This window comes from Rathayibacter sp. PhB151 (assembly GCF_004366415.1).
Classification (GTDB): domain Bacteria; phylum Actinomycetota; class Actinomycetes; order Actinomycetales; family Microbacteriaceae; genus Rathayibacter; species Rathayibacter festucae.
The window spans coordinates 329,726-342,733 of sequence record NZ_SOEN01000008.1; the positions used below are offsets into that span (position 1 = coordinate 329,726).

The window sequence follows — 13,008 nt, forward strand, 5'->3', positions numbered from 1 at the left end:
ACCTGAGAAAGCGACAAGGGGTTCTCGACACGGTTCGACTTCTGGGCAGGCGGCAGGCGCGCGATTGACGGTCCTATCTCTACATAGGTAGCCTCGGCGCATGATTCCGCTCAGCCGCATGACCGCCGCGACCGCGGACGTGCTCCGCGCGCTCCTCGACGCCTCCGGGCCGACCTGGGGGATGCTCGTCATCAAGGGCACGGGGCGTCCGGCGGGCAGTGTGTACCCGATCCTGGAGCGGCTCGAGGGCGCGGGCTGGGTGTCGTCGGCGTGGGAGGCGGACACGGAGCGCAGCGGTCCGCGGCGCCGGCTGTACGAGCTGACGAGCGAGGGGGCGCAGGCGGCGGCGACCGCCGTCGCGCGGTTCGAGGCCGCCGCGGCACGGCCGGTGCGGCTCTCCGGGGCGGAGGCCCGCGCGTGATCGACCTGCTGCTGCGACTCCTGGCCCTTCTGCTCCCGCCGCTCGCCCGTCAGCGCTACCTCGAGGAGTGGCGGGCCGACGTCGCGGGCGCGGACGAGGCGGGGCTGCGGCGCCGCGACGTCGTGCTCGGCGCGCTCGTGCTCAGTGCGACCCTCGACCGCGGGCTGCCGGTGCACTCGGGGGAGCCGCGGTTCCTCCGGCCGCGACGGCTGGCGCGGCGCGGGCTCGGCCTGCTGACGGCGGCCGCGGTGATCCTGATCGGCGGGTACCTGACAGGTGGCGGGGTCGTGCCGGAGGGGGTCTCCGCGGGGGTGCTCACGGTGATGCAGGCGACCGGGCGGGTCCTGATCGGGCTGGCGCTCGTCGTCGGGCTGGTCGGCGCCGCGCACATGGCGGGGGCCGCGCGCGCCGCCGAGACCCGGACGGCGCGGGTGTCGCTGCTCGCGGCGATCGCGGGGCCGGCGATGGTGGCGGCCGGCGTGCTGGTGCCGGGGGCGCCGTGGTGGCTGCCGCTCCTGGGCTTCCTGGTGTCGAGCGCGGGGCTGGCGACCGGTGTCGCGGTGATCGGCGGGACGCGGCCGATCGCGTGGGAGCACCGGACCGCGTCGCGGGCGCGGCGGGTGCCGGTCGCGCTGGGCGGGGCGGCGCTCGTCGTCGCCGTGGTCGTGGTCGGCGGGGTCGACCTGCTGGTCTGGAATCCGCTCACCAAGGTGCCGGGCACCGACCTCGCCACGATCTACCGGCTGCTGGCCGAGCGCGACGGGTTCTCGATCACGGGCACGCTCGTCGCGACCGCGATCTGGGCGGCCTTCTGGACGGTGCCCGCGCTGTTCGTGGCGGCGCTCGCCGTGCACCGCGCGGGCGACGCCCTCACGCCGCGACGGCTCGTGATCGTGATGCTGTCGCTGGTCGGCGCGGCGATCTTCTTCCGCTTCTTCACCGGCTTCGGCATCGGGATGTCGATCGCCGACTCCTTCGCGACCAGCGGGGGCGACGCGTCGATCGTGTCCGCGGTGCTGCCATGGGTGGGGCAGCTCTCGTTCGCGGTCGCGGCGATCGCCGTCGGCTGGGCACCGCGGGCGCGGATCCAGCCGGTCGCGGTGGCGGCCTGAGGGTGCGGGGTCTGCTGACTCGACTTTCGGCGAGGGTGGATCTACTTGGAAGAGACGCCCGCAGACATGCTGGTCGAGTAGCCCCGCAGGGGCGTATGGAGACCCGCGCACCCCGAGGACCTCGGCCTCTTCCCCGCCCTGCGATGGCGCCGGAGGCGCCCCCTCCGCTCGATACGCCCGCTGCGCGGGCTACTCGATCAGCATGGGGCGGGCGCCCGAGCCGCTGAGCCGCAGAAGTTCGGCGCAACATCAGCTGAGAGTGGGCCTCATCGCTCATCGGCGATGAGACGTGCTCCCAGCTGATGTTGTGCGGCCGGGCACGCGGAAGCGGGGCCGGCGGAACCCGCCGACCCCGCCTGCCGTGCGGTGGTTACTTCTGGGCGGTGCGCCTGCGCGTCGCGGTCAGCGCGAGTGCGCCTGCGCCGCCGGCGATCAGGGCGAAGGCCAGCGCGGCCAGCCCGGTCGTGCCCTCGGCGCCGGTGTGTGCGAGCGACGCACCGGGCTTCGCCGTGGGCTTCGGCGTCGCGGTCGGCGCCGGAGCGACGGGACCGGCCGTCGCGGTCGGCGCGACGGTGGGCGCCACGGTCGGCTCCGTCGTCGGCGCCACGGTCGGCTCGGCGGTCGGCTCGACCGGCGGCGCGGTGGGCGAGGCGGTCGGTTCCGGGGTCGGCGCGGCGGCCAGCTCCGGGGTCGACGCCGGGGCGACGCGGTTCAGCGTCGCCTGCTCGTAGTCGTAAGACATGGCGAGCAGTGCGGCGTCCTGGCTGCGCGGGGCGGCCAGCTCGAGGCCGGCGGCGGTCCCGGTCGAGGTGAAGCCGGCCGGCAGCGAGACCGTCGGGACGCCGGTGTTCGCGCCGACGTCGCAGAACGTCGTGCCCGCCCAGTCGGGGGTCGCCGCCGTCGCGCTGGTCGGCATGGCCAGGGCGTCGAGGTCGTTGTCGATGAAGAACTGGTCCATCGCCAGCTTGCCCGCGTCCTGCGCCGCGATCGCCGCGTCGTACGCGGGGTTCGGGATGTCCGCGTTGCTGTTGAAGAACGCGACGTCGTCGGGCAGCAGCGAGGTCTTCCCGTCCGCCATCACGTCCGAGAAGGTCAGCGCGTCGGCCGGCTCCGTCAGCCCGGCGAGGCCCTCGGGCCAGGTCGCGTCGGTGTCCGCGAAGAACTCATCGATGCTCGGGCGCATGTCGAGGTAGCCGCCGCTCACGAGCGTCTCCGACACGAACTCGCGGGTGAAGGTCGGCACCGGCACGATCTCGGCGCCCTGGGCGGCCAGGTCGCGGACCGCCTGGTCGACGAGCCCGGTGGTCTCGGCGAGGCCCGGGCGGGCGGGGTCCTCCTCGTAGTCCCAGCGCACGTAGCCGATGCGCTTGCCCTCGAGCGCGGTGTCGCTGAGTCCCTCGACGTAGGTCGAGCTGTCCTGCTGGTCCGCGATGGCGGTCAGCGGATCGGTCGGGTCGTAGCCCGCCAGCACCTCCATCAGCAGGGCCGCGTCGGTGACGGTCGTCGTCATCGGGCCCGAGACGTCCTGGCGCGGCGACAGCGGGACGATGCCCGTGACGCTGGTCAGGCCCATGGTCGGCCGGTAGCCGACGAGGCTCTGGTGCGCGCTCGGTCCGACGATCGAGCCGCAGGTGTCGGTGCCGAGGCCTGCGGGCGCGTAGCCGGCGGCGACGGCCGCGCCGGTGCCTCCGCTCGAGCCGCTGGCGCTGTTGGCCTGGTTGTAGGGGTTGTTGGTGCGGCCGCGCTCGGAGCTGAGCGTGTAGGTGCCGTGCCAGGCGAACTCCGCCATGTTGGTCTTCGCGAGGATGATCGCGCCGGCGTCGCGCAGGCGCTGCACGGCCGTCGAGTCGAGCTTCGTCTGGTACGTGTGCAGGGAGGCGCTGCCCGCGGTGGTGGGCATGTCGAACGTGGCGTAGTTGTCCTTCACCAGGATCGGGATGCCGTGCAGCGGGCCGCGGATCGTGCCGGCCGCGCGCTCGGCGTCGAGCTCGGCCGCGGTGGCGAGCGCGTCCGGGTTGGCCAGGATGACCGCGGCGAGTCCGGGCTGGTCGCCGTAGGGGTCGTCGTAGGCGGCGATGCGGTCGAGGTAGCGCTGGGTCAGGGCGACGGACGTCGTCGCGCCGGACTGCAGGAGCGCCAGGGCGTCGGTGATGCTCAGGTCGACGACCGCGGGGGCGGCCGCGTCGACGGGGGGAGTGGTCGCGCCGAGCGCCGCGGGGGCGGCGAGGGCGGTGCCGAGTGCGAGACCGGTGCACAGGGCGGTGGCGGCGGAGAGTCGGACGACCCTCCGGAACGAGGGGGTGGTGGACAAGCGACAACCTTCGGATCGAGTGGGAGGGGGCTTGGAGCCTCCCCAGTCTCGGAGCCGGATGTTGCGCGACTGTTTCGGTGCGGAGACGATCGAGCGCGCCCGATGTCCCCCTTCGAGGGGTGCGGAGGGAGCGCTCTCAGCGGGAGCAGTCGAGCAGGGCGTCGCCCTCGAGCCGCACGGGCTGGATCCGCTTCATCCCGAGCCGCAGCTGCGTCACGTCCCCGCTCCAGCGCAGCTCGTAGTCGTCCGCGCTGAACGGCGTGTGGCCGTCGTCCGCGGAGTAGTCCTCCTGCCACTCGACGACCGCCGACCCCGGACGGAGCACGCCGATCGCGCCGTCGCCCAGGAGGAGGAACGCGGACTCCCGCACGACGAGGCGGCAGCCCGAGTCGCTCGCGCCGGGGAGCACCTGGTAGGCGCTGAAAGCGAAGACGAGCGAGAAGAAGACGGAGCACACGACGCAGATCGCCAGGGCCAGACCGGCCACGCCCGAGACGACGCTCCCGGTCGTCGATGGAGTCCGCTGCGTCCACGGCAGGCAGACGCCGACGAGAACGGTGAGGCAGCCGCTCGCGAGCAGGACCAGCTCGATCCCGAGGACCGTCGGCACGACGTCGCCGAGGACGATCGTGCCCCACCACAGCGCCTCCCCCCGGTCGGCGCCGAGCAGCCCGTAGGTCGGCGCGATCGGCCCGAGGACGCCGAGGGCGACGACGACCACCAGCTGCACGACTCCCGCCGCCACGACCCGCTCGCCCGCGGGGAGTCTTCGATCAGCCGTCGGCACCGCTTCCGACGAGTTCGGCATCGCTCCCCTCCTCATCCGGCACCCGGCTCAGGATGTCGCCGGGCTGGCAGTCGAGGACCGCGCAGATCGCGTCGAGGGTGGAGAAGCGGACGGCCTTGGCGCGGCCGTTCTTGAGGATCGAGATGTTCGCGGTGGTGATGCCGACCGCGGCGGCCAGGTCGGTCACCGACATCTTGCGCTTGGCGAGCTCGACGTCGAGGTGCAGGACGATCGCCATCAGACGACCTCGGCGAGCTCGCTGCGCTGCGCCACCGCGAGGTGCAGGAGGCGCCGCATCACGACGACGATCAGCGCGGTGGTGGCGCTCGCCACGGCGACGAGGCCGAACGCGAGGGCGGTGACGGGCGCGGGCACCGCGGCGAGCGAGGCGACGGCGCCGACGACGGCGAGGACCGCGCCGGCGATGAAGGCGCCGATCGCGAGGTCGACCCAGAGGTCGGAGCGGTGGTCGCCGGCGAAGAGCGTGTCGTCGCGGACCAGGCTGAGCAGCCGCCAGACCGCGATCAGCACGGCCTCGACGCAGAGCAGCCCGGCGACCACGACCGCGACGAGCACCGCGTCGACCGGCCCGCCGTCGAGCGCCTCGCGGGCGACCGGGCCGACAGCGAGCTGCACGAGCAGGCAGCCGAGCAGCAGCACCAGCAGGAGGGTGCGGAGCGCGAGGAGGACGGGTCGGGGCATGCGGAGCTCCTGGGTCGTGAGGTCGGGCGGCAGCGCGGCCGGACGTATCGAAAGTCGTGCGTTTCGTATCGAAAGTCGATACTGTCACCTCGAACGCACGGCAGCAAGCGGAGACAGGGGGAACGGCGTGGGACGACGCGGACGAGCGCTCACGGGCGCGGCGGTACTGCTGACGATCGCGGTCGTCGCGACCGGCACAGGTCCGGCGGAGGGGCTCGAGCGGGCGCTGTCGGCGGACGACTGCGTCGAGAGCGCGAGGGCGGACTGGCGGCCGGCGCCGCTCCTCGTGCGCGGTGAGCAGGCGGTCTTCGACGTCGAGGTCACCGCCCGGGAGGACTGCCCGGCGGAGCGCCTCGTCGCCGTCGCGGCCACGGCGTCCGAGGCGATCGACGCGGCGCTCGGCACGGCCCCGGCGGGGCGGCGCTCGAGCGAGCTGGTGCTGCGGGCCGGCGACGACTCCCTGGCGATCGCGGATCTGCGGGACCGGACCGCACCCGTCGAGGCCTGGGACGCCCTGCGCCGCGGCATCGACGGGAGCCTCTCGGTGCGGACGGTCGAGAGCTACCCCGTCCTCGCGATCGTCCTCGCCCCGACCAGCGCGGCGACCGCTCTCGACACCGTCGATCTGCTCCTCGAGCAGCGCTCCACGATCACCGGGGGAGACCTCGACTGGACGATCGAGCAGCCGGCGACCGACTCGCGCGGCGGCGCCGTGATCCGCGTGCAGGAGGGGCGCCCGGCCGACGAGATCCTCCGCCTCGCCCGCGAGATCGACGGCTCCTTCTCGGGGGTGCGGGACTCGACGGTCCACCTGAACGGCGCGGTGCTGAACGTCGCGTTGACCGGCGCACCCGGAACAGCCGCTCCGCGCTCGCTCCGCGACTCCGTCGTCTGGCCGCGGGTGCTCGGCACGATGACGGCGCTGACCGACCGGGGGAGCGGCTATGCGATCGGCGCCGAGATCGCGGCGGAGGCGGCCGACGGCTCCGGCCCGGTCGTCGACTCCTTCGCCTCGTCGTCGCTGCAGTGCGCGGCGACGCCCGGAGCGGGCGCGACGACGCGTGCCGCGTTCGAGCACCTGCGCACGTCGATCCGCCCCGCCCATCCCGGCGAGAGCTTCGCCTTCAACGGCCTGACGGCGCCGGACTGCCGGTGAGCCCCGCACAACATCAGCTGAGACGGGGGTCCCTCCCCCCACAGAGGAGGCCCACCCTTCTCAGCTGATGTTGTGCAGCGGCCGCGGTCAGTCCAGGTGCCGGAGGTACCGCTGCGGGTCGCCGAGGAAGCCGCGCCAGGTCCGCACGAGGTCCAGATCGTCGTACTCCGCGCGGCGGAGGCCCCACTCGCCGAGCTCGTAGAGGTCCGCGCCCGGCAGCGCCGCCAGCACCGGCGAGTGCGTCGAGAGGATCACCTGCGAGCCGCCCGCGACCAGGGACCGCAGCTGGCCGATCAGCGCGAGGCAGCCCGAGACCGACAGCGCCGACTCCGGCTCGTCCAGCAGCCACAGCCCGCGGATCCGGGAGCGGTTCACCACGATGTCGAGGAACGACTCCCCGTGGGACCGCTCGTGGTATCCGCTGTCGATCCGCACGTCCTCGAGGTAGGTGAAGAAGCCGTGCATCGTCTCCGCGCGGAGGAAGAAGCCGCGCTTGGAGGCGCCCGCCCCGCGCACGAGCTGCAGCTGCTGCGAGAGGTCCGACTCCGAGACCCGGGTCGAGTGCATCGCGCCGGTCGAGCCGCCCTCGGCGTTCAGCCCGTAGGCGAGCGCGATCGCCTCGAGCAGCGTCGACTTGCCGGAGCCGTTCTCACCGGTGATCACCGAGACGGGACCGAGGTCCCAGCCCTCGTCGAGCACCTGGCGCACCGGCGGCAGGGTCGCGGGCCAGACGACGGACTCGAGCGCGGACGGGTGCTTCTGCACCCGGCGCACGGGGAGGGAGGAGAACACCTGCACCCCCTCCGGTCGCGACGACCCGGCCAGTCAAGCACGGGGCCGCGGGAGGCGGCGGCTCAGACCGCCCAGCCCGCCTCCGCCAGGGCGAGCGCCGCATCCGCGCGCGGCGAGTACGGCAGGTCCTGATCCAGCACCACGCGGTAGTCGGTGTCGCCGGGGCCGACCCAGAGGATCGAGTCGTCCGCCCCCGCCCGGCCGACGGCCGCGCGCACGGCCTGCGCGGGCTCGGCGATCTCCTGCACCTCGCAGCGACCATCGCGGGCGCCGTCGAGCAGCGCCCGGCGGATCCGCGCCGGATCCTCGAAGCGCGGGTGGTGGTCGGTGACGATCAGCAGGTCCGCGCGCTCGGCGGCGGCGCGGCCCATCGGCGCGCGCTTGCTCGGGTCGCGGTCGCCGTCCGCGCCGAGGATCACCAGCACCCGGCCCGGCGTGACCTCGCGGAGGGCATCGACCGTGCGGGCGACGGAGTCGGGGGTGTGCGAGAAGTCGACGTAGAGGCGCGGCCCGGCCTCGCCGGAGACGAGCAGGGTGCGGCCGGGAACGGCGACGTCGATGCCGTCGGCGACAGCCCGGGCGAGCGCGTCGCGGTCGTGCCCGGCCGTCACGAGCATCACCAGCGCCAGCGCCGCGTTCGAGGCCATGTGCCGGCCGATCAGCGGGACGGAGGTGGTGAGGGTCCAGCCGTCGGGCGCGGTCAGTCGGAAGCGGGTCGCCGCGGCGCTCAGCGCGAGGACGTCCACGTGCCAGTCCGCCTCGGCGGTGGAGCCGACGGTGACGACCGGGACCTCCGCCTCCGCGGCGACCGTCCGTCCCTCCGGAGTGTCGACCACGACGACGCCGCGCCGGCTGCGGTCGGGGCGGAAGAGCCGCTGCTTGGCCCGGAGGTAGCTGCCGAGGTCGCCGAAGTCGTCCAGGTGGTCGTGGCTGAGGTTGGTGAAGCCCGCGACGTCGAAGACGAGGCCGTCGACCCGCGAGCGGATGAGGGCCTGCGCGCTGACCTCGATCGCGGCGGACTCGACGCCGTCCTCGCGCATCCGGGCGAGGAGCGCATGCAGCTCGGGCGCTTCGGGCGAGGTCAGCCGGCTGGCGACGACGGTGTCGCGGCTGCGGCGATCGGCGGTCGAGCTGAGGCCGGAGGGCACGCCGAGCCGGCGCAGCACCGCGTCGAGCAGGTGCACGGTGCTGGTCTTGCCGTTGGTGCCGGTGACGCCGAGCAGCTGCGGCCGGTCGCGGTCGGTGGCGTAGACGCGTGCGGCGATCGCGCCGAGGTCGGCCCGGGGATCCGCGGACACCAGCACCGGCAGGCCGCTCGCCCGTGCGGTCGCGAGTCCGGCCTCGTCGGTGAGCACGGCGACCGCTCCGGCCGCGGCGGCCTCGTCGGCGAAGTCCGCCCCGTGGCGGCGCCGGCCGGGCAGCGCGGCGAAGAGCGCGCCGGGGGAGATCTCGCGGTGCGCGAGGGTCACGCTGCGGATCAGGACGTCGCCGTCGCCGATCAGCGCGAGTCCGTCGCCGAGCTCGCGCAGCGGGACGCCCGCGACGCGCTGGGGTTCGAGGAACCGGAAGGTCGGCATGGGCCTGTCTCCTGGGAGTGGACCGGTGCCGCGCGGAAGCGACCGCGCGGGACCGGAGGGGTCGTGCTACTTCGCGGTCGGGCGGTAGAACGAGGTGATCTCGTCCAGCTCCATCTCGGCGGTGGTCTGGATGAGCTTCAGCAGCTCGGGGTCCAGCCCGGGCGAGAACTCCTCGAAGCGCTCCGGCGCGATCGTCGACGGCACGCCCTCGGGGGCCTGCTCGTTCGCCGAGAGGTCGGTGCGGAAGTCCATCGCCTGGAAGAGGTACTGCATCATCGTGCGCATCTCGCCGAACTGCCCCCCGAGGCCCTCCTGCAGCGCGTTCGCGGCCGCCGGATCCGGCTCGTCCTGCTCGATGTCGGTGATGAGTCGCTGGACGTGGAAGTACACCATTGCCTCCAGAAGGATCGTCGGTGCTCCCACCCTCCGCCGCGTTCCGGGCGTTTGCAGAGCCCCTTGCCACCGAGGGGGTGCGCGTGCGACCGGGCGGGGGCTCGCCCCGGTCCGCCGCTCCGTGTCAGGCTCGAGAGATGACCGAGCAGACCCGCACGACTCCGCGACCGGTCGACTCCCGCGCGCTCGCGAGCGCGGGCGCCGCGGTGCTCGGCGCGCTGCTGGTCGGCGTCCCGCTGCTCGCGTCGGCGCTCGCCGTCGTCGCGATCGTGCTCGCGCTCGGTGCGCGCGACCGGCTGCGCGCGGACGAGACGCTCCGCGGCGCACGAGTCGGCCTCGTCGGCTTGGTGCTGGGGCTCGGGGTGCTCGCCGTGGCCTTCGGCCCGCTGGTGCTCGGGTGGGTGCTCGGGCTCTTCGCCTGAGGTCCGCGACTACCGCTGCGCGAACGCCTCCCGGTACAGACTCGTCAGCTCGGGGGAGTCGGCCGCGCTCAGCCCGCAGGTGAGGATCGTGTCGCCGTCGGCGGCGATCAGGTAGTCGATGCCACGCTCGAAGACGATCGGGGCGCCGTCGACGGCCGACTCCGCCGCCTGGGTCACCGTCACCGCGTCGCCGACGTCGCCGGCGAACCGGTCGATCACGCGCAGGGTGACGGTGCCGTCGTCGATCGAGGCGACCTCGGCTCGGAAGGCGAGCTGCGACGGCGCGAGCGCCTCGGCGGTGACGGGGGCGCACATGTCCATCGGCCCGCCGGTCGCGGGCAGGCGCAGCGCGGAGGCGGACCCGCCGGTGGTGACGCCGAGGGCGAAGGGGAGCAGGAGCGACGCGGCGGCGCCCACCGCGAGCGCGCCGACCCCGACGATCAGCCAGGGGGAGCGGCGGCGGCGGACGGCGGCGGGGTCGGAGTCGTGGGGGTCGGGCTCGGTGCCCGGCCCGCCCGTCGCCTGCCCGCTCAGCGCCTGCCCGCCCATCGCCCGCTCCCGGTGCTCGGCGAGCTGCGCGCGGGTGAGCGGGGCGAGCCCCTCCGCCGGGTCGGTCGAGCGCACCAGCCGGCGCAGCTCCGAGTCCTCGATCGCGGTCATCGTGCTCCTCCTTCTGAGGTCGTCGGGTCCTGGGCGGCGCGGCTCTCGTAGAGCTCCGCGAAGCGCTGGCGGGCGCGGTGCAGCCGGATCGACGCGGCGTTCGGCGTGATCCCGAGGACCTCGCCGATCCCGCGGGCGTCGAGCTCCTCCCACGACCACAGCCGCAGCAGCTCGGCGTCGGACTCGCGCAGCCGCGAGAGCACGAAGCGCACGGCGTCGTCGGTGGCGGACGGCCCGTCCGGGTCGCGCACCTCCTGCGGCGGGTCGACCACGGCGATCCGGTGGGTGAGCAGGACCTGGCGCCGCTGCATCCGGCGAGCGTTCTGCAGCTGCAGCCGGGCGACGCCGATCGACCAGGCGATCGGGTCGTCCTCCGGCACGTCGGCGACGCGGCGCCAGAGCACGGCGAGGGTGGCGGCGAGCACGTCGTCGGCCGTGGCCTCGTCGGTGCGGCGCCAGAGGTAGCGGCGGACGGGGTCGGCGACCACGCCGGCGAGCGCGGCGAAGCGGTCGGGACCCGCGAGGGGAGCTGGCATGTGCCTCATGCTCCCTCCTGTCCGGCACGCCCGCCGTTCTTTCACCGGCGCGCCGACCCGGCTCCCGGCTGCGTCACGGCGAGGGCGGCGCCGCCCGCTCGGAGCACCTCCGGCTCGCGGTTCCGGCTCCGGCACGTGGTTCAGCCGGATCCTGGCGTGCCGGAGCAGTTTCCGCGTGCCGGAGGTGCGCCGCCGCTCGCGCCGAGCATCTTCGGCTCGCGATTCCGGCTTCGGCTCGTGGTTCTGCTGGATTCCCGCGTGCCGGAGTGGTTTCCGCGTGCCGGAGGTGCGCCGCCGCTCGCGCCGAGCATCTTCGGCTCGCGGTTCAGGCTCCGGCACGTGGTTCTGCTGGATTCCCGCGTGCCGGAGCCGTTCCCGCGTGCCGGAGGTGCGCCGCCGCTCGCGCCGCCCACCTCCGGCTCGCGATTCCGGTTCGGGCTCGTGGTTCTGCGGGGTTCCCGCGTGCCGGAGCCGATTCCGCGTGCCGGAGGTCCGCCAGGCCGCCGCCCCCGCCCGCCCGCCGCCTCGCTACTCTGAAGCGCCCCCATCCCCCCTTCCGCCGAGGAGCCCCATGCCCATCTGGTCCCTGCACGGCGACGGCCGCACCGTCGCGCCCGGAGCCGTCGTCGGCCCCGCCGAGCGGCTCAACTGGCCCGCGACCGTCGCGATCGGCATCCAGCACGTCGTCGCGATGTTCGGCGCGACCTTCCTCGTGCCCGTGCTCACCGGCTTCCCCGTCGCGACGACCCTGCTGTTCTCGGGCGTCGGCACGCTGCTGTTCCTCCTGATCACCCGCAACAAGCTGCCCAGCTACCTCGGCTCGAGCTTCGCCTTCATCGCCCCGGTCACCGCGGCGACGGCGGTCGGCGGGACGGGATCGGCGCTCGCCGGAGTCGTCGCCGTCGGCGTGCTGCTCGCGCTCGTCGGCTTCGTCGTGCAGTTCGCCGGACTCGGCTGGATCGACCGCCTGATGCCCCCGGTCGTCTCCGGCGCGATCGTGGCGCTGATCGGCTTCAACCTCGCCCCGACCGCCTGGTCGAGCTTCCAGCAGGCGCCGGTCACCGCGACGGTCACGCTCGCCGCGATCATCCTCGGCAGCGTCTTCTTCCGCGGCTTCCTCGGCCGCGTCTCGATCTTCGTCGGCGTCGTGATCGGCTATGTCGTCGCCCTGATCCGCAACGAGATCGACTACTCCGCCGTCGCCGACGCCGCCTGGGTCGGCCTGCCGCCGTTCAGCTTCCCCGACTTCGCGTCCGGATCCACGTGGTCGGGCATCGCGATGTTCCTGCCCGTCGTCCTCGTGCTCATCGCCGAGAACGTCGGCCACGTCCGCGGCGTCGCGACGATGACCGACTCCTCGGTCAACCAGCACACCGGCCGCGCCCTGATCGCGGACGGCATCGCGACCACCGTCTCCGGCGCGTTCGGCGGCTCGGGCACCACCACCTACGGCGAGAACATCGGCGTGATGGCCGCGACCCGCGTCTACTCGACCGCCGCCTACTGGGTGGCCGGCGTCACCGCCGTGCTGCTGAGCCTCTCGCCCAAGGTCGGCGCGGTCTTCAACTCGATCCCCGCCGGCGTCCTGGGCGGTGCGACCACCGCGCTCTACGGCCTCATCGGCGTGATCGGCATCAAGATCTGGATCGACAACCGCGTCGACTTCTCCCGCCCGGTGAACCAGTACACGGCCGCCGTCTCCCTCGTCATCGCGATCGCCGGCTTCTCCTTCAGCTCCGGCGGCTTCGAGCTCGGTGGCATCGTCCTCGGCGCGGCCGCGGCCCTCGTCATCTACCACCTCGGCAACGCCGTCGCCCGCTGGCGCCGCACCGGCGCCGACGACGGCGGCCCCCTGCCCCCCATCGGCCAGCTCGGCGGCGACCCGCAGCACTGACCCGCCGCCCGCCGCACCCATCCGTCACGAACGGTCATCCTCCGCGCCGGCGCACGACCGCTCGCGCCGGATCGCGGGCGCCGGTCGTCCCGGTTCGACACTTTCTGCTGCTCCCGCAGGCGCAGAACCGCAGAAGGTGCCGAATCGCGCGCCGGATTCAGGTGCTCGGCCCGAGGGAGGGACGCCTTCAGCGACTGGACGCTCCTCGGGCTCGGGCGGCAGCTCCTGCCCCGTCGAACGTCCAG

At 74.1% G+C, this 13,008-nt stretch carries 13 protein-coding genes and 1 pseudogene; 5 read left to right on the top strand and 9 right to left on the bottom strand.

The genetic code is table 11. The features are described 5' to 3' along the window. Window positions 1-100 precede the first annotated feature (100 nt). Both EDF35_RS15230 and EDF35_RS15235 read left to right on the top strand, forming a co-directional pair. On the top strand, window positions 101-421 hold the full coding sequence (locus EDF35_RS15230; protein WP_133962944.1) for a helix-turn-helix transcriptional regulator: 321 nt from the start codon (window positions 101-103) through the stop codon (window positions 419-421). Next, a complete protein-coding gene (locus tag EDF35_RS15235) occupies window positions 418-1,533 on the top strand; it encodes a hypothetical protein (protein ID WP_133962945.1) in 1,116 nt (371 codons plus the stop codon). The genes EDF35_RS15230 and EDF35_RS15235 overlap by 4 nt, the downstream gene beginning before the upstream one ends. 370 nt (window positions 1,534-1,903) lie before the next feature. Here EDF35_RS15235 and EDF35_RS15240 read toward each other — a convergent pair whose 3' ends face one another. The 4 genes from EDF35_RS15240 to EDF35_RS15255 form a co-directional block, all read right to left on the bottom strand. Then, window positions 1,904-3,844 carry an amidase family protein gene (locus EDF35_RS15240; protein WP_133962946.1) on the bottom strand — a complete coding sequence of 647 codons (1,941 nt, stop codon included), beginning with the start codon at window positions 3,842-3,844 and terminating at the stop codon, window positions 1,904-1,906. 136 nt (window positions 3,845-3,980) lie between these two features. Further along, on the bottom strand, window positions 3,981-4,652 hold the full coding sequence (locus EDF35_RS15245) for a hypothetical protein (RefSeq protein WP_133962947.1): 672 nt from the start codon (window positions 4,650-4,652) through the stop codon (window positions 3,981-3,983). Then, on the bottom strand, window positions 4,618-4,869 hold the full coding sequence (locus EDF35_RS15250) for a helix-turn-helix transcriptional regulator (RefSeq protein WP_132437908.1): 252 nt from the start codon (window positions 4,867-4,869) through the stop codon (window positions 4,618-4,620). The genes EDF35_RS15245 and EDF35_RS15250 overlap by 35 nt, the downstream gene beginning before the upstream one ends. Continuing rightward, the gene (locus tag EDF35_RS15255) at window positions 4,869-5,333 is read right to left on the bottom strand and encodes a DUF2975 domain-containing protein (protein WP_133962948.1); all 465 of its coding nucleotides are present in this window, start codon (window positions 5,331-5,333) and stop codon (window positions 4,869-4,871) included. The genes EDF35_RS15250 and EDF35_RS15255 overlap by 1 nt, the downstream gene beginning before the upstream one ends. A gap of 127 nt (window positions 5,334-5,460) precedes the next feature. On the opposite strand from EDF35_RS15255, the gene EDF35_RS15260 reads away from it, so the two are divergent. After that, window positions 5,461-6,489, top strand: a complete 1,029-nt coding sequence (locus tag EDF35_RS15260; protein ID WP_133962949.1) for a hypothetical protein — start codon at window positions 5,461-5,463, stop codon at window positions 6,487-6,489. Window positions 6,490-6,576: 87 nt separating this feature from the next. Here EDF35_RS15260 and EDF35_RS15265 read toward each other — a convergent pair whose 3' ends face one another. The 3 genes and pseudogenes from EDF35_RS15265 to EDF35_RS21270 form a co-directional block, all read right to left on the bottom strand. Further along, complete coding sequence (locus EDF35_RS15265) at window positions 6,577-7,287, bottom strand: AAA family ATPase (protein WP_133962950.1); 711 nt, start codon at window positions 7,285-7,287, stop codon at window positions 6,577-6,579. A gap of 56 nt (window positions 7,288-7,343) precedes the next feature. Then, window positions 7,344-8,858, bottom strand: a complete 1,515-nt coding sequence (locus EDF35_RS15270) for a UDP-N-acetylmuramoyl-L-alanyl-D-glutamate--2,6-diaminopimelate ligase (RefSeq protein WP_133962951.1) — start codon at window positions 8,856-8,858, stop codon at window positions 7,344-7,346. Window positions 8,859-9,098: 240 nt separating this feature from the next. After that, window positions 9,099-9,248 (bottom strand): annotated as a pseudogene (locus EDF35_RS21270) (manganese catalase family protein); the annotation flags it as partial. Window positions 9,249-9,388: 140 nt separating this feature from the next. Here EDF35_RS21270 and EDF35_RS15280 point away from each other — a divergent pair. Further along, the gene (locus EDF35_RS15280; RefSeq protein ID WP_133962952.1) at window positions 9,389-9,673 is read left to right on the top strand and encodes a hypothetical protein; all 285 of its coding nucleotides are present in this window, start codon (window positions 9,389-9,391) and stop codon (window positions 9,671-9,673) included. A gap of 9 nt (window positions 9,674-9,682) precedes the next feature. Here EDF35_RS15280 and EDF35_RS15285 read toward each other — a convergent pair whose 3' ends face one another. Both EDF35_RS15285 and EDF35_RS15290 read right to left on the bottom strand, forming a co-directional pair. After that, on the bottom strand, window positions 9,683-10,333 hold the full coding sequence (locus EDF35_RS15285; protein WP_133962953.1) for a hypothetical protein: 651 nt from the start codon (window positions 10,331-10,333) through the stop codon (window positions 9,683-9,685). Continuing rightward, on the bottom strand, window positions 10,330-10,869 hold the full coding sequence (locus EDF35_RS15290; protein ID WP_123446682.1) for a sigma-70 family RNA polymerase sigma factor: 540 nt from the start codon (window positions 10,867-10,869) through the stop codon (window positions 10,330-10,332). The genes EDF35_RS15285 and EDF35_RS15290 overlap by 4 nt, the downstream gene beginning before the upstream one ends. Before the next feature lie 571 nt (window positions 10,870-11,440). Here EDF35_RS15290 and EDF35_RS15295 point away from each other — a divergent pair. Further along, window positions 11,441-12,763, top strand: coding sequence for a solute carrier family 23 protein (locus tag EDF35_RS15295; RefSeq protein ID WP_123736709.1), 1,323 nt, complete (start codon window positions 11,441-11,443; stop codon window positions 12,761-12,763). Window positions 12,764-13,008 lie beyond the last annotated feature (245 nt).

Bases quoted from the DNA above. Each gene is read 5' to 3' on its own strand.
- EDF35_RS15250 (WP_132437908.1), bottom strand. From the start codon at position 4,869: ATGGCGATCGTCCTGCACCTCGACGTCGAGCTCGCCAAGCGCAAGATG.
- EDF35_RS15255 (WP_133962948.1), bottom strand. From the start codon at position 5,333: ATGCCCCGACCCGTCCTCCTCGCGCTCCGCACCCTCCTGCTGGTGCTG.
- EDF35_RS15230 (WP_133962944.1), top strand. From the start codon at position 101: ATGATTCCGCTCAGCCGCATGACCGCCGCGACCGCGGACGTGCTCCGC.
- EDF35_RS15290 (WP_123446682.1), bottom strand. From the start codon at position 10,869: ATGCCAGCTCCCCTCGCGGGTCCCGACCGCTTCGCCGCGCTCGCCGGC.
- EDF35_RS15285 (WP_133962953.1), bottom strand. From the start codon at position 10,333: ATGACCGCGATCGAGGACTCGGAGCTGCGCCGGCTGGTGCGCTCGACC.
- EDF35_RS15295 (WP_123736709.1), top strand. From the start codon at position 11,441: ATGCCCATCTGGTCCCTGCACGGCGACGGCCGCACCGTCGCGCCCGGA.
- EDF35_RS15280 (WP_133962952.1), top strand. From the start codon at position 9,389: ATGACCGAGCAGACCCGCACGACTCCGCGACCGGTCGACTCCCGCGCG.
- EDF35_RS15270 (WP_133962951.1), bottom strand. From the start codon at position 8,858: ATGCCGACCTTCCGGTTCCTCGAACCCCAGCGCGTCGCGGGCGTCCCG.
- EDF35_RS15245 (WP_133962947.1), bottom strand. From the start codon at position 4,652: ATGCCGAACTCGTCGGAAGCGGTGCCGACGGCTGATCGAAGACTCCCC.